At 54.0% G+C, this 19157-nt stretch carries 20 protein-coding genes; 7 read left to right on the top strand and 13 right to left on the bottom strand.

Annotated elements, in window-relative coordinates; translation table 11 throughout:
• Positions 1-59 precede the first annotated feature (59 nt).
• A complete protein-coding gene (locus CWM66_RS09065; protein ID WP_035888864.1) occupies positions 60-614 on the top strand; it encodes a GNAT family N-acetyltransferase in 555 nt (184 codons plus the stop codon).
• Here the strand turns inward: CWM66_RS09065 and pbpG are convergent, their stop codons facing one another.
• Both pbpG and CWM66_RS09055 read right to left on the bottom strand, forming a co-directional pair.
• On the bottom strand, positions 615-1562 hold the full coding sequence (pbpG, locus tag CWM66_RS09060) for a D-alanyl-D-alanine endopeptidase (protein WP_007371194.1): 948 nt from the start codon (positions 1560-1562) through the stop codon (positions 615-617).
• 169 nt (positions 1563-1731) lie between these two features.
• Positions 1732-2319 (bottom strand): Yip1 family protein, encoded by a 588-nt coding sequence (locus CWM66_RS09055; protein WP_007371193.1) that lies wholly within the window; start codon positions 2317-2319, stop codon positions 1732-1734.
• 169 nt (positions 2320-2488) lie between these two features.
• Between CWM66_RS09055 and CWM66_RS09050 the strand changes: the two genes are divergently transcribed.
• Complete coding sequence (locus CWM66_RS09050) at positions 2489-3073, top strand: DedA family protein (protein WP_072439697.1); 585 nt, start codon at positions 2489-2491, stop codon at positions 3071-3073.
• Here the strand turns inward: CWM66_RS09050 and CWM66_RS09045 are convergent.
• Complete coding sequence (locus CWM66_RS09045; RefSeq protein ID WP_369878874.1) at positions 3070-3843, bottom strand: SDR family oxidoreductase; 774 nt, start codon at positions 3841-3843, stop codon at positions 3070-3072. The genes CWM66_RS09050 and CWM66_RS09045 overlap by 4 nt on opposite strands.
• 245 nt (positions 3844-4088) lie before the next feature.
• Positions 4089-5045, bottom strand: a complete 957-nt coding sequence (locus CWM66_RS09040; RefSeq protein ID WP_107146559.1) for an MBL fold metallo-hydrolase — start codon at positions 5043-5045, stop codon at positions 4089-4091.
• A gap of 74 nt (positions 5046-5119) precedes the next feature.
• Between CWM66_RS09040 and CWM66_RS09035 the strand changes: the two genes are divergently transcribed.
• The gene (locus CWM66_RS09035; RefSeq protein WP_081120728.1) at positions 5120-6034 is read left to right on the top strand and encodes a LysR substrate-binding domain-containing protein; all 915 of its coding nucleotides are present in this window, start codon (positions 5120-5122) and stop codon (positions 6032-6034) included.
• 31 nt (positions 6035-6065) lie between these two features.
• On the opposite strand, the gene CWM66_RS09030 is transcribed toward CWM66_RS09035, so the two are convergent.
• The 6 genes from CWM66_RS09030 to dusC form a co-directional block, all read right to left on the bottom strand.
• On the bottom strand, positions 6066-7457 hold the full coding sequence (locus tag CWM66_RS09030) for a glycoside hydrolase family 1 protein (protein WP_107146558.1): 1392 nt from the start codon (positions 7455-7457) through the stop codon (positions 6066-6068).
• Positions 7458-7472: 15 nt separating this feature from the next.
• On the bottom strand, positions 7473-9329 hold the full coding sequence (bglF, locus tag CWM66_RS09025) for a PTS beta-glucoside transporter subunit IIABC (protein WP_107146557.1): 1857 nt from the start codon (positions 9327-9329) through the stop codon (positions 7473-7475).
• A gap of 127 nt (positions 9330-9456) precedes the next feature.
• Positions 9457-10290 (bottom strand): transcriptional antiterminator BglG, encoded by an 834-nt coding sequence (bglG, locus tag CWM66_RS09020; protein ID WP_007371186.1) that lies wholly within the window; start codon positions 10288-10290, stop codon positions 9457-9459.
• Between the two features lie 158 nt (positions 10291-10448).
• Positions 10449-11321, bottom strand: a complete 873-nt coding sequence (gene surE / locus CWM66_RS09015) for a 5'/3'-nucleotidase SurE (protein WP_035888858.1) — start codon at positions 11319-11321, stop codon at positions 10449-10451.
• Positions 11322-11335: 14 nt separating this feature from the next.
• The gene (locus CWM66_RS09010; protein WP_107146556.1) at positions 11336-12637 is read right to left on the bottom strand and encodes an OprD family outer membrane porin; all 1302 of its coding nucleotides are present in this window, start codon (positions 12635-12637) and stop codon (positions 11336-11338) included.
• Between the two features lie 320 nt (positions 12638-12957).
• Positions 12958-13905 (bottom strand): tRNA dihydrouridine(16) synthase DusC, encoded by a 948-nt coding sequence (dusC, locus tag CWM66_RS09005; protein WP_107146555.1) that lies wholly within the window; start codon positions 13903-13905, stop codon positions 12958-12960.
• 230 nt (positions 13906-14135) lie between these two features.
• Here dusC and CWM66_RS09000 point away from each other — a divergent pair, with 230 nt between their 5' ends.
• The 4 genes from CWM66_RS09000 to sanA all read left to right on the top strand — a co-directional run bounded on the left by CWM66_RS09000 (position 14136) and on the right by sanA (position 17086).
• The gene (locus CWM66_RS09000; protein ID WP_007371182.1) at positions 14136-14534 is read left to right on the top strand and encodes a CidA/LrgA family protein; all 399 of its coding nucleotides are present in this window, start codon (positions 14136-14138) and stop codon (positions 14532-14534) included.
• Positions 14531-15226 carry a CidB/LrgB family autolysis modulator gene (locus tag CWM66_RS08995; RefSeq protein WP_007371181.1) on the top strand — a complete coding sequence of 232 codons (696 nt, stop codon included), beginning with the start codon at positions 14531-14533 and terminating at the stop codon, positions 15224-15226. Before CWM66_RS09000 ends, CWM66_RS08995 begins: the two co-directional genes overlap by 4 nt.
• Before the next feature lie 130 nt (positions 15227-15356).
• Entirely contained in the window at positions 15357-16241 is an 885-nt protein-coding gene (gene cdd, locus CWM66_RS08990; RefSeq protein WP_072439682.1) for a cytidine deaminase, read from the top strand.
• 125 nt (positions 16242-16366) lie between these two features.
• Positions 16367-17086 carry an outer membrane permeability protein SanA gene (gene sanA / locus CWM66_RS08985; protein ID WP_007371179.1) on the top strand — a complete coding sequence of 240 codons (720 nt, stop codon included), beginning with the start codon at positions 16367-16369 and terminating at the stop codon, positions 17084-17086.
• 6 nt (positions 17087-17092) lie between these two features.
• Here the strand turns inward: sanA and CWM66_RS08980 are convergent, their stop codons facing one another.
• The 3 genes from CWM66_RS08980 to mglC form a co-directional block, all read right to left on the bottom strand.
• Positions 17093-17518, bottom strand: a complete 426-nt coding sequence (locus tag CWM66_RS08980; RefSeq protein ID WP_007371178.1) for a hypothetical protein — start codon at positions 17516-17518, stop codon at positions 17093-17095.
• Positions 17519-17715: 197 nt separating this feature from the next.
• Positions 17716-17943 carry a hypothetical protein gene (locus CWM66_RS08975; RefSeq protein ID WP_007371177.1) on the bottom strand — a complete coding sequence of 76 codons (228 nt, stop codon included), beginning with the start codon at positions 17941-17943 and terminating at the stop codon, positions 17716-17718.
• A gap of 188 nt (positions 17944-18131) precedes the next feature.
• Positions 18132-19142 carry a galactose/methyl galactoside ABC transporter permease MglC gene (gene mglC / locus CWM66_RS08970; protein WP_007371175.1) on the bottom strand — a complete coding sequence of 337 codons (1011 nt, stop codon included), beginning with the start codon at positions 19140-19142 and terminating at the stop codon, positions 18132-18134.
• Positions 19143-19157 lie beyond the last annotated feature (15 nt).

Raw genomic sequence — 19157 nt, 5'->3', positions numbered from 1 at the left:
GCGAAAAACGCCAGAGAAACGTTTCTCTGGCTCCCCGCTTTGAAGGAGCACACCTTTCCATGTCTGCTGTCGATATTCTCTCCGGCCCTGCTGTCGTGGTGCGCGACGCCACACCTGACGATGTGCACGCCATTGCCTCGCTGTACGCCTGGCACGTGCTGCATGGTCGCGCCTCCTTCGAAGAAGTTCCCCCGACGATTGACGAAATGCGTGCTCGCATGAGCAAAATCACCAGCGATGGCCTGCCGTGGATGGTTGCGCTGTATCACGGCATTATCGTTGGTTACTGCTACGCCGGTTTCTATCGCCCGCGTCAGGCTTATCGCTATACGCTGGAAGAGTCGATTTACGTCGATGCCAGCATGACCGGTCGCGGTATCGGTTCAACGCTGATGAGCGCCCTGATTGCACGCTGTGAAGAGGGGCCGTGGCGGCAACTGATTGCGGTGGTTGGCGATGGCAATAATAATTCCGGCTCCCTGCGGCTGCATAAAAAGCACGGCTTTGAGATTGTCGGGCAACTACGTAGCGTCGGCTACAAGAAAGGGGACTGGCGGGATACGCTGATTATGCAGCGTCCACTCAACGACGGTGACTGGACGCTGCCGGAGTAATTAATCGTTCTGCGCGGTTTGCTCGCCTGCTGCGCTGTTATTCTGCGTCATCTGCGCCGCTTTCTGGCGCTTATAACTCAGCGCCGCCGCCGGAACCGGCTGCACTTTCCCGGTTTCAATCCAGGTACGTAAACGGCTGGCATCGGCAAAGTGCGTAAATTTGCCGAATGCATCCATCACCACCAGCGCCACCGGCTTGTTATTAATCACCGTGCGCATCACCAGGCAGTGCCCTGCCGCATTGGTAAAGCCGGTTTTGGTCAACTGGATATTCCAGTTATCGCGGTAGACCAGATGGTTGGTATTGCGAAACGGCAGCGTATAGGCCGGATTGCTGAAGGTCGCCATCTCTTCGCGCGTGGTGCTCAATTGCCCAATCAATGGATACTGTTTGGTGGCAATCAGCAGCTTGGTCAGATCGCGTGCGGTAGAAACGTTGTGAATCGACAGCCCGGTCGGTTCAACATAATGCGTATTGGTCATGCCCAGCGCTTTGGCTTTGGCATTCATCGCGGCGATAAACGCGTTGTAACCGCCCGGATAGTGATGCGCAAGGCTTGCGGCCGCGCGGTTTTCCGACGACATCAGCGCCAGCAGCAGCATGTTTTTACGGCTGATTTCGCTGTTCAGGCGCACGCGGGAGTAGATCCCTTTCATTTCCGGCGTCTGGCTGATATCGACGTTGAGTTTCTCATCCAGCGGCAAATGGGCATCCAGCACTACCATCGCGGTCATCAACTTGGTGATGGAGGCGATAGGACGCACCAGATCCGGGTGACTGGAGTAGATCACCTGATTGGTTTGCAGATCGACAATCATCGCGCTACCTGAGGCAATTTCAGGTTGTGCGGCAGTGGTCGCGGCAGTGGTTTTCGCGACAGCAAACGGCGCCACGGGCGCAGCCAGCAATAAAGCCAGGCTTAATAAAGAGACTCGAAATTTCTGCATGGTGAGACTTCTGAAAATTATTCACGCACGTTGTTACGCACACCGCTTTCATTAATCAGGAAAATAATGAGGCTGGCCTGCGCATAATAGCCGCCATGCAGGGTTGTCGCCACAGAAGAATCATTGCTGAAGATTGCATTGCTGGCATTTACGCCAGCAATGCATTTTATCAGAACAGGCGGTAGCCGTAGCCCCAGAGGATCACCGTCAGCGCCAGCAGCACTTCCAGCACCAGCACGCCAATCGCCAGCGTGGAACTGGAGAAACTCAGCCCCTCTTCTTTATTGATATTCAGGAAGGTTGGAATACCGACATAGAGCAGATAACCGGTATAGAACAGTGCGACGGTACCCACCAGCGCGCACAGCCATACCAGCGGATAGAGCGCCACAATACCGCTCAGGAACAGCGGCGTCGCAACATATCCGGCAAATACCATACAGCGCGCCAGCCCGGGACGATTCGGATAGCTTCGCGCCATCCACCAGATGACGCGGCCCATCACGGCAACCCCTGCCAGCATCAGCGCATAAAACAGTACCGCCATGTAGAAGCCGGTAAACAACGACAGCCTGACGACATTCTCCTCACCGAAGTTCCAGCCAATTTGCGTGGTACCGATAAACGCACAAATAACCGGTACCGCCGCCATAACCAGCACGTGGTGAGTGTAGTGATGCGAAACCGTTTCGTCTTCGCTTTTGATCACCTTCATTTCACGATCGGGATGGGAAAACAGTCCCCAGACATGGTTCATAACGCCCCCTTGCTGACAGCCCGAATAACGACACTGTAAGTATAATTCACTCTTGCGATTATTTTTTGCACAGCCGTAAAAATAGCGCTGCCGCACAACGTATCCTTCCGACAAGAACCCTCAGTCGGGTGTATGCTTATAAGCGTTTTACCGGGAGGGCTTCTTTTTAATGGATATCAATAATCTGATTAGCCAGTATGGCTACGCCGCGCTGGTTATTGGCAGTATTGCTGAAGGTGAGACCATTACGCTGCTTGGCGGAGTTGCAGCGCATCAGGGGTTATTACGCTTCCCGCTGGTGGTTATCTCCGTGGCGCTGGGCGGCATGATTGGCGACCAGTTGCTTTATCTGCTCGGTCGCCGCTACGGCATGAAAATACTGCGCCGTTTCTCACGCCATCGCGACAAAATCCATCAGGCGCAAACGCTGATCCGCCGCCATCCATATCTGTTTGTGATTGGTTCGCGCTTTATGTACGGCTTTCGCATCGTTGGCCCATTGCTGATTGGCACCAGCCATCTGCGTCCGAAAATCTTTCTGCCGCTGAATATTCTTGGCGCGATCGTCTGGGCGTTACTGTTCACCACGCTGGGCTATGTTGGCGGGGAAGTGATTGGCCCGTGGCTGCATCAGTTCGATCAGCATGTAAAACGCTGGATTTGGCTGGTCATCGCTATCGCGCTGGTGGTTTGTCTGCGCTGGTGGTTCCGGCGCCGTCGTAAAAAGCGCCAGAACAGCACAGAGCACGATTAAGCTTTAGGTTTGAACTGCGGGTTAGCGAGCATAAATCCGCCGTCGATAATAAACGACTGCCCGGTGGTATAACTGGCGTGCGCTGAACAGAGCCAGGCAACCATGCTGGCTATCTCTTTGGTGGTACCGGGCCGGGCCAGCGGAATATTCGGCATCGAACCGGGTTTAGCATCATCATCGCTCATGTTATTCATCGGCGTGGCTATCGCGCCGGGCGCGACCGCATTGACGAGAATGTTGTGTTCAACCAGTTCCAGCGCCATCGACTGGGTTAATCCGCCCAGCGCATGTTTCGCCGCGGTATAGGCGCTCGCTTCCGGCAGCGGCGTATGTTCATGTACCGAGGTGATGTTAATGATGCGTCCGCCCTGACCCTGTGCCACCATTTGCCGCGCCGCAATTTGCGCGCAGAGAAACGCGCCGTCAACATCGACGGTAAAAATGCTGCGCCAGTCTTCGAACGTCACCTCCAGGAAAGGCGCTTTGCTCATTGCGCCGGCATTATTGACCAGCGCATCGATACGTCCGAAACGGGAAATCAGCGTTTGTATCGCCTGTGCGCCTTCCGGCAACTGGCTAAGATCAAGCTGGATGGTTTCGGCCCTTCGCCCGAAAGCCTCCACCTGCCGTGCCGTCTCTTGCGCACCCTTTTCATCCGAATGCCAGGTAATACCAATATCGAAGCCCTGCTCTGCCAGCATCAGCGCGCATTGCTTGCCGATACCGGAATCTGCTGCAGTGACCACAGCAACGTTGGTAACAGACATCATTCGCCCTCCGGTGATTGCAAACCATTAAGTATAGAAAAAAGGCAAAAATGCAGCAGATTATCTAAGCTTTGTACTTCCGTATGCATGAAGGACGTTAAAAATGTTGAAGATTTTACTTTGGGTGATCCTGATTATCTTTCTGATTGGTCTGCTGGTGGTGACAGGTGTGTTTAAGATGATTTTTTAATGCTGAGCGCGTGGCGGCTGCACTTCACCCAACCTGAAGTGCAGCGCCATCCGTCAGGTTAGTTCCCCTGCGCGCTGTAGTTAATCGGCACCCAGCGGTAGCCTTTATCGGCTTTTATCACTTTGCCAATGCCAGGAAACGCAATATGCGCGGCGGCTATCCAGTCCCCCTCACGGGCCACCTGCGCCAGCACTTTCTGGCGCGTGGCAACGGCCTGCTGCTGGTTGACATCAAAATGAATCGCCACGTCAGGGTTCGGTAGCTGCACCGGATGCGCATGGATAATGTCTCCCCACAACATCAGCGTCTTACCGCCGTGAGTGACACGATAGATCACGCTGCCCGGCGTATGCCCCGGCGCAGGCACCGCATCAATACCGGGAATGATTTCCGTCGGTGCGCGGAAGGTACTGAGTTTACCGGCATCAATCACCGGACGCAGCGAGCGTTCGGACTCAGCAAAGGTGTGGCGTTGGCTCTCTTCAACCTCTTTCAGATGCGCCGGGTTGAGCCAGAAATCCACGTCGCGCTGATCGACCCGCACCGTGGCATTGCGAAACACCAGCTTGCCGTCGCGCTGCACACCGCCAGAGTGATCGGCATGAATGTGAGTCAGCAACACCATATCAATTGCATCCGGATCGATGCCCGCCGCCCGCAGGTTATCCAGGAGATGACCGCCCGCATCGCCAAACAGCGGCCCGGCCCCCGTATCGACCAGAATCAACTGCTTACCGGTATTAATGACAAAGGCGTTGATCGACGTTTCGGCGTGAACCGTCAGGTTGGCTTTCGCCATCTGCGATTGCAGCGTTGCGGGGGAAATATGCGTGAGCAGCTTGTCAAACGGCACGGCGACCGTGCCATCGGAAACGGCGGTGATTTGCCAGTCACCCATCGCCATCCGGTAATATCCCGGCGCCTGCGCCTGATGCGTACTGGGCGGCTGCGCTGCATGAGTGCTGAAGATCATCGTTGCGCCCACCAGCGCCATCAGCAAAGGATAATGTTTCATCACTTTTCTCCTGTTGTTTTCGTTGCAACAGTATCCCGCCAGCGATACTATCACTCCAATTGATTGGAGCGATAATGACTATCAAAGAGAATGATTTCCGTAAAATCGATCTGAACCTGCTGATCGCCTTTGCCGTCCTGTTTCGCGAACAGAGCGTCTCTGCTGCGGCGGATAAGCTGCATCTGGGCCAGCCCGCAGTGAGCGGCGTGCTGTCGCGTCTGCGCACGCTGTTTGACGATCCGCTGTTTATTCGCAGTGGCCATCGCATGCAGCCCACCGCCCGCGCGGAAGAGCTGCACAGCGAGCTGCTACCGCTGCTGGAGCAGTTGCAAAGCGCGCTGTTTCAGCAGGCGGCGTTTGATGCGAAAACCGTGAATGTCACGCTGACGCTCGGTATGGCTGACTGGGTAGAAATGTGGCTGATGCCACGTCTGATCCCGGCGCTTCAACAGGCGGCTCCTGGCATGCGCCTGAACGTGGTGGCCAGCGATCCTTTCAGCGATGCCACGCGGCTCGAAGGCGGCGAGATGGATATGGCGATCAGCGTTGCCACCGCCGGGCCGCGCTGGCTTGAACGTGAAGTGCTGACCACCATGTCATATGTCACGCTCTGGCACCCGCAACAACTGACGCTCAGCGCGCCGCTGGATATCGATACGTTTGCCGCTCAGCCCCATTTGATGGTCAGCTACCGCGAGGCAACCAGCAGTCATTTCGATACGTTGCTGGCAAAAACCGGACGCCAACGCCGCGTGCATTACACCACGCCGCATTTTGCCGCCCTGCCCGGTCTGCTGGAAACAATGCCAGCGCTGGCGACCGTACCCGCCGGGCTGGCAACGGAGTGGCAGAGAACGCGCGGTTTGCTGGCAAGCCCGCTGCCGCTGGATGCAGAACCGGTCGAAGTGGCGTTACTGTGGCACCAGCGCCACAGCAGCGACCCGGCGGTAATGTGGCTGAAAGAGTTTATCCGTCATCTGATTGGGTAAAAAAACGGGCCCTTCAGCGGGCCCGTTTGCATTACTTCAGGCTTGCGCCGTTGCTGGCAATCACATCGCGATACCAGTAAAAACTCTTCTTGCGGCTGCGTGCCAGCGTGCCGTTGCCGTTATCATCGCGATCCACATAGATAAAACCGTAACGCTTGGAAATCTCGGCTTTCGATGCGCTGACTAAGTCAATCGGCCCCCAGCTTGTGTAACCCATCACCTCGACGCCGTCGTCAATCGCTTCGCGCACCTGCACCAGATGGTCGTTCAGATAGGTAATGCGGTAGTCGTCGTTGATACTGCCATCGGCTTCCACCTTATCCTTCGCGCCCAGACCGTTCTCGACGATAAACAGCGGCTTTTGCCAGCGATCCCACAGCATATTCAGCAGCGTACGCAGGCCAACCGGATCGATCTGCCAGCCCCACTCTGAGCTGGCCAGATGCGGATTTTGCACCATGCTGAGAATATTGCCGCGCGCCTGCTGATTCAGCGCGTCGTCGGTGGTTACGCAGCCGGTCATGTAGTAGCTGAATGAGATAAAATCGACGGTGGATTTCAGCGCTTCGCGATCGGCATCAGTGATCTCAACGTGGATACCGTTATCACGGAAATAACGCAGCATATAGCCCGGATACGCGCCACGGCACTGCACATCGCCAAAGAACTGCCAGCTACGATTCTCTTGCAACGCTTCGAACACGTCGTCCGGCTTGCAGGTTAGCGGATACATTAGCCCACCCAGCAGCATATTGCCGATCTTGCCGTCCGGGATAATCTCATGGCAGGCCTTCACGGCCAGCGCGCTCGCCGCCAGTTGATGGTGAATTGCCTGATAAACCGCCTCCTTACTGCTGTTCTCTGGCAGCCCGACACCGGTCATTGGCGCGTGCAATGACATGTTGATCTCATTGAAAGTCAGCCACAATTTCACCTTCTCCTTGTAGCGGCTGAACACGGTGCGTGCATAACGCTCGAAGAAGCCAATGGTCTGTCGGCTGCCCCAGCCGCCATACTGTTTCACCAGCCCCCACGGCATCTCATAGTGGGATAAGGTGACCAGCGGCGTAATGTCGTATTTCGCCAGTTCATCAAACAGCTTGTCGTAGTAGGCAAGGCCCGCTTCATTCGGCGTGGTTTCGTCACCGTTCGGGAAAATACGCGTCCAGGCAATCGACACGCGCAGACAGCTAAACCCCATCTCCGCAAACAGCGCGATATCCTCCGGATAGCGGTGGTAAAAATCGATGGCGACATCTTTCAGCGCACTATCTCCCGCCACGCGTTCAACCACGTCGCCAAACACGCCTTTTGGCTGGACATCCGATGTTGAAAGGCCTTTTCCACCTTCCAGATACGCACCTTCAACCTGATTCGCAGCAATCGCGCCGCCCCATAAGAACGATTTCGGAAATGCTTTCATCACTTTCTCCTTTGATTAACCAGCGACCGCAAGCAGCGGCATTCCGGCCTGTACTGAGGTTGCAGCCACGGTACGCACACCACCGGTGCTGTCGCTGTTACTGATAATAATCGGCGTGGCGAGATCGTAGCCGGCGGCGAGGATCGCTGCGCGATCGAACTCCAGCAGCAGATCGCCCACGTTCACTCTGTCACCCACCTGAACATGCGCAGTGAAAGGCCCGCTTCCCAGCTTGACGGTGTCGATACCGACGTGGATCAACACTTCAACGCCGCTATCGCTGAGCAGCCCGATCGCATGTTTGGTAGCAAACAGCGATGCCACTTCTCCGGCAAACGGCGCCACCACGCGTCCGTCCTGCGGAATGATCGCCACGCCCTGCCCCAGTAAACCGCTGGCGAACGTGGCATCCGGCACCTGTTCCAGCGCCAGAACTGTACCGCTCATTGGCGCCAGAACCGTATTCTCCGCAGACATTGCCGCACCGTCTGGCTCTGCGGCGAGCGGAGCTTTTGGCAATCCGGCAAAAAAAGTCAGCACGCCGGATAAGAGCAGCGCTACGACGCTACCGATAATGCCGCCCCACAGCGTTGCATCGACACCACCCGGCGGGATCATCTGCGCCAGCGTAAAGATGTTGGCGAAACCAAAGGAATAGGCATGGCTACCGCTAAAGCCGACAATGCCACCGCCGATAGCTCCCGCCACACAACCAAAAATAAACGGACGGCGCAGCGGTAGCGTTAAACCGTACACGGCCGGTTCCGTGATGCCGAAAATCCCGGCGGCGATGGATGAACCCGCCAGCATCTTCTGACGCGCATCGCGGGTACGCAGAAAGATACCCATTGTTGCGCCAACCTGACCGAACACCGCAGGCAGCAGGATCGGCAGCATGGTGTCCTGCCCCAGGACAGCAATGTTGTTGATCATCAACGGTACGAGCCCCCAGTGCAGACCAAAAATCACGCAGACCTGCCACAGCGCGCCCAGCGACGCTCCGGCCAGCCAGGGTGCCAGCGTATAGATTGTCTGATAGCCATGTGCCAGCATCTGGCTCAGCCAGGTTGCGACCGGACCAATAATCAGGAACGTTAACGGGACGGTGACGGCGATGCAGATCAGCGGCGCAAAGAAATTTTTTACCGACGCATGCAGGAAGCGATTGCCCTGTTTTTCCAGCCAGCAACTGACCCAGGCGGCAAGAATAATTGGGATCACGGAACCGCTGTAATTGAGGAACGTCACCGGGATGCCGAGGAAAGATTCGCTGGCCGCACCGGCCGCCTGGCTGGCATTGAAGGCCGCGATCATCAGCGGGTGCGTCAGCGCGCCGCCAATCACCATGGTGACAAAAGGACTGCCGCCGAATTTTTTCCCGGCGGTGTAGCCCAGCACCAGCGGTAAGAAGAAAAAGAGCGCGTCGCTGGCGGCAAACCAGATTTTATAGGTGCCGCTGTCGGTGGTGAGCCAGCCACAGACAATCGCCAGCGCCAACAGTCCTTTGAGGATCCCGGATGCGGCAAGAATGCCGATAAACGGGGTAAAAATGCCGGAAACAATATCAATCAATCGCCCCAGAAGATTGCCTTTATCTTCTGGCGCCGCCGCTGGCGTTTCATCCGTTAATCCTGCCTCCTGGCGCACGGCATGCCACACTGCGTTCACATGGTTGCCAATCACAACCTGAAACTGGCCGCCGCTCTCCACCACCATAATCACACCGGGGTTGGTTTTTAAACCTTCGGCGTCCGCTTTCTGGATGTCTTTGAGTTTGAAGCGCAACCGGGTAGCACAGTGTACCAGGCTGCTGATGTTCTCCTTCCCACCGACGTGGCTGAGGATCGCTTTCGCCAACTCTTGATATTCCATGTTGAATTCCCTTGCATCTGTCGCCCGAAGGCGGTGACTGAGTAAAAAAAAACCTGAGCCAGCGCCTCACGGAGCCAGTCTCAGGTTTTGCCTGCGCAATGCAGTAACAATCCTTTTGCGTCTTGTTTTAACGCTTTTCTTTTCTCACCCGTTCAATATGAATGGCGAGGAACATAATTTCTTCGTTCGTTAGCTGACGCTGATAGCGGTTTACCAGATGGCGAGCGATTTTTTCCGCGCACTGCCATGCCAGTTGATAATTCTCTTTCACCGCCTGATGCAGAGAAAGATCGTCATCTGCTACCACCGTACGGTTCAGCAAGCGCTGTGAGAAAAATTTCAGATGCGTCACAAAGCGATGATAGCTCAGCGACTCTTCATCGTATTCCAGCGTTAACTGATACTTCACGATGTGCAAAATTTCCTGCATCACCTGGGTGATATGCATCACTTCCGGCATTTCGCTGTTCAGTTGCGCCGTCACCAGATGCAGGGCGATAAACCCGGCCTCATCTTCCGGCAACTCAACATTGAGGCGTTTAGCAAGTATCGCCCGCGCCTGCTGGCCCAGCGCAAACTCTTTCGGATAGAGATGCTTGATCTCCCACAACAATACGTTGCGCACCACTGCGCCCTTTTTTTGCCGCTCAAGTGCAAAATAACAGTGGTCGGTCAGCGTAATGTAGAGACTGTCCTGCAACTTGCCGAGCTGGCTGCGGGCCAGTTCGATGATGCGATCGCAGGCGGTCATCACTTCCAGCGGGATCTGGCTGAGCAGTTCGCTGAGACGGCGCACCAGCTCATCGCTTTGCAGAGCAAACACCTTCTCAATGCAGCGCTCATCCAGTTCATCGCCGGGGCGTTTCTGGAACGCCAGCCCCCGGCCCATGACAACCTGTTCGCGCTGCTGCTCATCCAGCACTACCACAACATTATTGTTTAATATTTTGGCGATTTTCATTCCGGCCCCGGAAACAAAAAAACCTGACCTCCGGCAGTTGCCGGACAATCAGGTTTCGCCTGCCTAAGCAGTAACAATCCAGGTGCCGACTCTACCAGTTTCCCGACGATGAAAAACACGCCGGGAGATTAAAATTGTGATCTTGCTCGCGCGATGCCTTAACGGAAAATCGCCTGATACGATGATTCATACTGCGGCGCGTTCCATTCACCATCAAAAATCGTCAGCGTGATGTAACCGCGATTTAACCAGCCGGTATCCGTATCCGCTTCGCTCGGCGTCAGCACTTTCTCACTCATTACCTGTTTTGCCCGCCCGTCCTCAAGTAACACATAGTTGTGTTGCGGCAGAGGAAAACGCTCATTGCCAATATACTTTTCACCTTTCACGGCACTTTTCGCCAGCGGCGGGTAGTTAATGCTCACCCCGGTGCCAGCGGGCAACAGCGGCTTGCCAGGCTGCCATTTAGCGTGGAGTTTATCGACCCGCGACACCACATCATCAACAGCGTCCGGCCAGTATTTATGCGTGCTTGGCCAGCCCGACCTCATCTCTTCAGCAGTCAGTAAATAGCCAATGCTGGCGGCAATGCCCGGGTAGCCATAGCGTACCGCGCGCGCCGCTGCGCCGACGGTGCCGGAATTGAGCTGCGCAACACCGGTATTCGGCCCGTCATTAACGCCGGAAATTACCAGATCCGGCGGGTTATCCTTCAGCACGCCGAGCAGGCCAAAATCCACGGCATCCGCCGGGGTTCCGGGGAAGCAGTAACGCTTCTCCGCCACCTTTTTAACGTCGAAGATCTTGTTCGGTTTGAAGGTGATCGCCGAACCGATGCCGCTCTGATTCGTCGCCGGCGCCACCATCCAGACGTCATACCCTTTCGCCGCCAGCTTCTGCTGCAGCGAAAGCGTACCCACAGAATCACAACCATCATCATTGACCAGCAAAATACGCATGGCGCGTTCCGCCGCCTGGACGCCGGGCGCTGCCAGCGCCGTTACCAACAACACCATCACTGTTTTTTTCATGGCTAAACTCCTTTTTAATTAAACAGACCAAATTTGTATTCCACGGAAACCGCGCCACCGATGCCCTTCGAGCGATGAAAAGTGCGTTTATCTTCGGTGAGCCATGGTTTTCCATTGTTCAGTTTCCAGCCGTAGCTGGGACCTATTCCGGCAAACAGCGAAAAACCTTCGAGGCGTTTCGGCGTCCAGGCGAAATATCCGCCGTACTCCCATTCAGTTAATGCGGTATTTTGATAATTGATGTTGTAACCGTAATTACCATACAGGCCGACGGTAAATTCTGGCGAGAAGGCATATTTGCCGTAGAGATAAAACATTTGTTCACCATCGTTGACATAATCATTTCCTTCACCGTCCGCCGGACTATTAAATGCGCCTCGGGTATTTTTCCCCAGATGCCAGTAAAAACTACCTAAGCCATTATTCAGCGGCGCTTTGGTTTTTGACCAGCCGATACCTGATTCCATATTGTGATATTGATAACCCACCAGCGTAAAAAGATGCCGGGCGCTATGGCTAAAACCTCGTGTACCCTCCCAATTATCAAGCCCGCGATTATAATACCAGGTGCCGCGTAATAAGAGATTTTGCCGTTCGGCAACCGGTATTGAAAATTGCGCTTCTATGCCATGGCGTAAAAGGTAATTATCACTTTCGCCCGTCATCCAGCTTATTCGTGTATTTTTCGACGGGCTCCAGATGATTTCTCCCGTTGCAATATGATCGATCGGTTTATTACTGGCGAGGGTATAGAAACGGCGCTTTTCCGGCTCATCGCGTTCCGAAAAACGCGTCACCCAGGCGCCGCGCGCCGAAACTGATCCCCAGCCGCTTTCCATGCTGATGCCCTGCCAGCTGCTCGGTGCCGCGCGGCTGCGCGTTACGTTCAGCACGCCAAATTTATAAAGCTGCCGCCAGCCCGCGTACAGCCGGGCGTACGCTGCTTCATCGCCCCACTTAAGTTTTGCGTAGAGCTGCCCGATTTTATTGAAACCTTCCGCATGACCGTTATTGTCTCGCAGCAGGTCGCGCCCGGCAAATGACGCGTTCGCCGAGAGTTTCGCCACGCTGTACCAGGAGGCGTCAATGCCCAGCAGATCGCCATACCAGCCGCTTTGATAATCCAGATGCGCCGCCTGCGCCCAGGCACTCTGATCGCCCACGCCGAGCAACGCCATCTGATCGCCGGTGTTAAACATCCAGATGTTTTTTAGCGTGAGATCGAGCTGGCTATCGGTAAGAAAAGGCGTGGCACCAACAGGCGCTGTGCAGACGGAAATAAAAACCAGAGGGAGTGGTAATTTAAAAGGTGCCATAATATGCATTCCATTATTATATTACTGGCCACTGAATAGCTATCGAACCGGTGTCGATATCGGTGACAAATGAATAGATTAATTAAAAAGAGTAATTTAGTCGTTCAATTAACACGTCAGATAAAAACAAAAAACCTAAATTCGGAATTCGCCATAACGAACCCTGTAAATTTAGGTTTTGCCTGTATAACAGTAACAATCCTGACGTTGTGCAAACAGAAATAGCACTCTGCTTTTAAATAATCCAGAGGCTATTTTATGAATAAAGAAAAAACGTGATTCAGCTAACGCAGAAATCGCGTGCTGGCGTAATTATTACATTATTCTGGATTCAGCTTAACACGTGAAATTGCCGCCGCTATCTCTTCCGACGTTTTATAGGTACGAATTTCAGCGAATAAATCACTGGCTTCATTATATTCTTTGCGCAAATAACCCAGCCACTGTTTAATACGCGCCACGTGATACAAACCAGTATTGCCCTGCTTTTCCAGCCGCGAATATTTCGCCAGCAGCGCCACCACATCAGGCCACGGCATACGCGGTTCGTTGTATTTCACCACCCGGCTCAGATTTGGCACATTCAGCGCGCCGCGACCGATCATCACCGCATCGCAGCCGGTGGCTGCCATACAATCCTGGGCGCTTTGCCAGTCCCAGATCTCGCCGTTGGCAATCACCGGGATCGATAACCGCTGCCGGATCTCCCCAATGGCCTGCCAGTTAATACACTCTGCTTTATAACCGTCTTCTTTGGTGCGCCCGTGTACCGCCAGTTCCGTCGCGCCCGCCTGCTGTACCGCATCGGCAATCTCAAACTGCCGGGCGGAGCTATCCCAGCCGAGACGCACTTTAACAGTAACGGGTAAATGCGACGGCACTGCCTCGCGCATCGCTTTCGCGCCGCGATAAATCAGCTCAGGATCTTTCAGTAACGTTGCGCCGCCGCCGCTGCCATTGACCAGTTTAGATGGACAGCCGCAATTCAGATCAACGCCCCATGAACCGAGTTCCACCGCCCGCGCGGCATTTTCCGCCAGCCATTGCGGGTATTGCCCCAGCAGTTGAACACGTACCAGCGTGCCGGAAGCGGTGCGGCTTTGCCGCTGCAACTCCGGGCAGATTTTATGGAATGATTTTACCGGCAGCAGTTGATCGACCACGCGCAAAAACTCGGTAATGCACAGATCGTAATCGTTAACCTCGGTCAGCAGCTCGCGCACCAGCGAATCGAGCACACCTTCCATCGGCGCCAGTAATACACGCATAGACCACCCCGGGAAAAAATGAGGCGACATAGTAGCGCCTCCGTTGCAGCGAGGAAAGTGCCTTTATTACGCGGGAAAACTACACTGAGCGAGGTTCACACGGCAAATCTTGTAAGAATGCCTGACGTTCACAAATGGAATGTTTGGTATGCTCATAATTCATGATGTGATCAGTAGCACGTTTTAAGCTTTAATTGTATGATGAATACGTTTCAGCAAGGGCTTTCACCATGAGTAAATCATTGAATATTATCTGGCAATATCTTCGTGCTTTCGTGCTTATCTATGCCTGTCTTTATGCAGGTATCTGGCTCTCTTCGCTACTGCCAATCACGATTCCTGGCAGCATTATTGGCATGCTGATTATGTTTGTGCTGCTGGCGCTGCAAATCCTTCCGGCGAAGTGGGTCAATCCTGGCTGCTTCCTGCTAATCCGCTATATGGCGCTGCTGTTCGTCCCGATTGGCGTGGGGGTGATGCAGTATTACGACCTGCTGCGGGCGCAGTTCGGGCCGATTATTGTTTCCTGTGCCGTCAGCACGGTAATTGTCTTTTTGGTGGTGAGCTGGAGTACGCATCTGGTACACGGCGAACGCAAAGTAGCAGGACAAAAAGGTAGCAAAGAATGATGACGTATATCTGGTGGTCGTTGCCCCTGACGCTGGTGGTCTTTTTTGCCGCGCGTAAGCTGGCCGCACGTTTCAAAATGCCGTTGCTGAATCCACTGCTGGTGGCAATGATCGTGATTATCCCCATTCTCTTAATCACCGGCATCCCCTACGATCACTATTTTCAGGGCAGCAAAGTTCTGAACGATCTGCTGCAACCGGCAGTAGTCGCGCTGGCTTTTCCGCTCTATGAACAGCTACACCAGATCCGCGCGCGCTGGAAATCGATCATCACCATCTGTTTTGTCGGCAGCGTGGTTGCAATGACCAGCGGCGCCGTTATTGCTTTATTGATGGGCGCGACACCGCAAATCGCTGCATCGGTATTACCGAAATCGGTCACCACTCCTATTGCGATGGCCGTAGGCGGCAGCATTGGCGGTATTCCGGCAATCAGCGCCGTTTGCGTGATTTTTGTCGGTGTGCTGGGCGCGGTATTCGGTCATACCCTGCTGAATGCAATGCATATTCATACCAAATCCGCCCGTGGGCTGGCGATGGGAACCGCGTCACATGCGCTGGGCACCGCGCGCTGCGCAGAGCTGGATTACCAGGAAGGAGCGTTCAGCTCGCTGGCGCTGGTTATTTGCGGGATCATTACCTCCCTGGTCGCGCCATTTTTGTTCCCAATCATTCTGGCTGTCGTCGGTTAAAATTTGCGATACTTCGCGCATTTATTGCTAGTGGTTACATAAGTTGCAATTGCAGTGTGATTTGAATCACACATAAGGGTAATTCCGCCCCGTAAACTACGATTCCAATACACTGCTATGAGGCACTGCTATGCATCCACGTTTTCACACTGCTTTTTCCGGGCTTACGGAGAACCTGCAAACCGCGCTGGCACCGCTGCTGGCTGATGCGCACTTCCCCGCGATGTTGAGCGCAGAGCAGGTGGCAACATTGCAACGTGCCAGCGGTCTGGATGAAGACGCGCTGGCGTTTGCGCTGCTGCCGCTGGCCGCAGCATGCGCCCGTACCGATCTCTCTCATTTCAATGTTGGTGCAATCGCGCGCGGTATCAGCGGTACGTGGTATTTCGGCGCGAATATGGAGTTTGCCGGCAGCACCCTGCAACAATCTGTGCACGCCGAGCAAAGCGCCATCAGCCATGCTTGGCTACGCGGTGAAAAATCCCTCTCCGCCGTGACGGTGAACTACACGCCGTGTGGTCACTGTCGTCAGTTTATGAATGAGCTCAACAGCGGGCTGGATCTGCATATTCATCTGCCGGGTCGCGCGCCGCATACGCTGGGTCATTACCTGCCGGATGCGTTTGGTCCGAAAGATCTGGAGATCAAAACGCTGCTGATGGATAACGCCGATCACGGTTTCCTGCCGGACGGCGATGAACTGGCGCAGGCGGCAATTAACGCAGCGAATCAGAGCCACGCGCCGTATACCAACTCCCCTGCCGGTGTGGCCATTTTGTGTCGTGGCGGTCAGATTTTCAGCGGTCGTTATGCCGAAAATGCTGCCTTCAACCCGTCGCTGCCGCCGTTACAAAGCGCGCTGAACCTGCTGAGCCTTAACGGTTATGATTACGCCGATATTGAACGGGCCGTGCTGGCAGAACGTGCTGATGCGCCACTCACCCAGTGGGATGCCACCGCCGCCACGCTGCGCACCATTGGCTGTCATCAGATAGAACGCCTGCAACTCGCCTGATCTCCTCACACTGCGGGCAAAACCCGCAGTGATGAAAAAGCCCGCAGTTGAGCTTCTGTTTCTTGCGCTTGCCAGACGGGTAAAGTAGCCTGAGTTAAATTTCACTCCTGTACTGAGTCTGCTGCATGCTAAAGCGTTTTTTCTACAGCCTGTTAGTCCTGATCGGCTTACTGCTGTTAACTGCGCTTGGCCTCGATCGCTGGATGAGCTGGAAAACCGCCCCCTATATTTATGACGATTTGCAGGATCTCCCCTGGCGTCAGGTTGGCGTGGTGCTCGGAACGGCAAAATATTACCGCACCGGCGTCATCAATCAGTATTATCGCTACCGGATTCAGGGCGCATTGAACGCCTACAACAGCGGCAAGGTCAACTACCTGCTGCTAAGCGGCGACAATGCGCTGCAAAGCTACAATGAACCGGTCACTATGCGTAAAGATTTGATTGCCGCAGGCGTCGATCCGGCAGACATCGTGCTCGACTATGCCGGTTTCCGCACGCTGGACTCCATTGTCCGCACGCGTAAGGTCTTCGACACTAACGATTTCATCATTATTACGCAGCGCTTCCACTGCGAGCGCGCACTGTTTATCGCGCAGCATATGGGGATTCAGGCGCAGTGTTATGCCGTGCCTTCACCAAAAGATATGTGGAGCGTGCGGGTACGCGAGTTTGGCGCCCGGCTGGGCACCATCGCCGATCTCTATCTCTTCAAACGCGAGCCGCGCTTCCTCGGCCCGCTGGTGCCGATTCCATCAATGCAGGAGGTTCCCGACGATGCGCAGGGCTATCCGGCAGTCACCGCCGGGCAGTTGATGGAATTGCAGAAGAAAGCGAAAAACTGAGCGCGTTTAATTCACTGATGTGTTGCGGGTCGTATTTTTCACCGGACGGATCAGTGTAAAACGACGCGCGAGAAAATCGCGGTGGTCAATAGTGGTCTGCGCCATGCGATCCAGCGTCCATAATCCGTTCAGAGCGTTGAATGGTAAAATCACCTCCCCTTCAGGCGTATCAACCAGATATTCACCGGTCTTCAGATAACCCACACTGCATACGATTCGCGCCGGTGGACTATTTTTTAAACGGAATTCTATTTTGCGAAACCCCGTTGGCACAATACAAAAATAGAAGAACGGTAACGCGGTAATTTTAATATCACCAGGGGTGGCAATAATATCGCCATCGCGCAATAACTCTACGCCTTTTAAATAGAAACTGGTCTGGTGATTTTTTTCGTACGGTAAACTATCAACTTTAAAATACACAAAATTCATAAGCACCCCTGAGCTGCGTATACAACTTTCACAGATTCATTCCTTTAAGCGTAAATAGCCATGCAGATGAAGGCATTCAGAATTGACTTAATTATTATACGGAGGGGAATAAGCGGTTGTGTAATTTGGGAAATAATGATCTGCCATCCCGATGATTTATTTAGTAAGACACCGCAGATGGCAGTTGAATAACACTATCAGGCCACTTTGTCCTCGCACTGATGTAAACAACGTTCCAGGTCGTAAATCAGGCTTCTGACCTGCTCGGGGGATAAATCAAAGAACTGCGAATCAAACACCGATGCGCCCGGCCCGGCTGGCGATGTGCTGTAGCCAAACTTCATCACCACGCCGTGCGCGTTATCTACTGCCCCAACCTGCCAGCCAGTGACGGGGAATGCGGGAAATACACCTGCGCTGTTCATCTCAATCTCCTTATAAACGCTGTGTCTTAATTCAGCGTAGCATTGAAATGAAAAATTTAACAAGTCAGTTGTCATGAAGTTTTTTTGTGGTCATCAGGCGCTATTTTCAGTAAGAAAAATCTATAACACGGTGAAAAAAGGCAAAAAAAAGCCCGCTACGGGAAGCGGGCTTGATAAGCATATCTGAATTATTTCTTACGTGCGTATTTTAATGAGTCCAGCGCTACGGCGAAAATGATGATTCCGCCCTTGATAATATACTGCCAGTACGGGTTGATACCGATATAGGTCAGGCCGTAGTTGATAACGGTGAAGATAATAACACCCGTTACCACACCGATAACCGTACCCACGCCGCCGCTGAAGGAGACGCCGCCCACCACGCACGCGGCGATCGCATCCAGCTCATACATGAAGCCGAGGTTGTTGGTCGCGGAACCGATACGACCGGCTTCCAGCATCCCACCGAACGCGTAGAACACACCGGAAAGGGCATAAATCATCAGCAGGTTCAGCGCAACGTTAACGCCCGAGACTTTCGCCGCTTCCGGGTTACCGCCGATGGCGAAAATATTTTTGCCAAAGCGGGTTTTATTCCACAGAACCCAGACAAAGGCGACAGCAATCAACGCATAGAAGGTGATGTACGACAGACGGAAGCTGCCCAGCGCGACAAAGCCCTGCGTAAAGGTCGAGAAGCCGCTGTCGAAGCCAGAAATGGGCGACGCGCCAACGAAGTCGTAGTACAGGGAGTTGATACCGTAAACGATGATCATCGTACCGAGCGTGGTAATAAACGGCGTCACGTTAAGGTACGCAATCACGATACCGTTCACCAGACCAATCACCGCGCCGATTGCGCAGACAATCAGAATCACCACCGGAATCGGCATGGTCGCCATATCCGGGAAGACTTTGTTGACGTTTTCCATCGACTGCAACAAGGTTGCCGCCACCACCGCGGCAAGCCCGACCTGGCGCCCTGCGGAAAGGTCAGTACCCTGAGTAACGATTAAGCCCGCCACACCCAGCGCAATAATAATACGCACTGAAGATTGGGTCAGAATATTACTTAAGTTCAGCAGACTTAAGAAAGTGGGATCCTGAAAAATGATAATGGCCAGTAACACTAAAAGAACAACGTAAATACCGCCGTCTTTCAGATAAGTGAGAAAAGTTTTCTTATTTAACGCACTCATGAGGAGCCCCTGATC

Source organism: Kosakonia sp. H7A (assembly GCF_003028445.1).
Lineage (GTDB): Bacteria > Pseudomonadota > Gammaproteobacteria > Enterobacterales > Enterobacteriaceae > Kosakonia > Kosakonia radicincitans.
The sequence above is the reverse complement of the archived record's forward strand: the minus strand, read 5'-3'. Positions and strand labels throughout refer to the sequence as shown.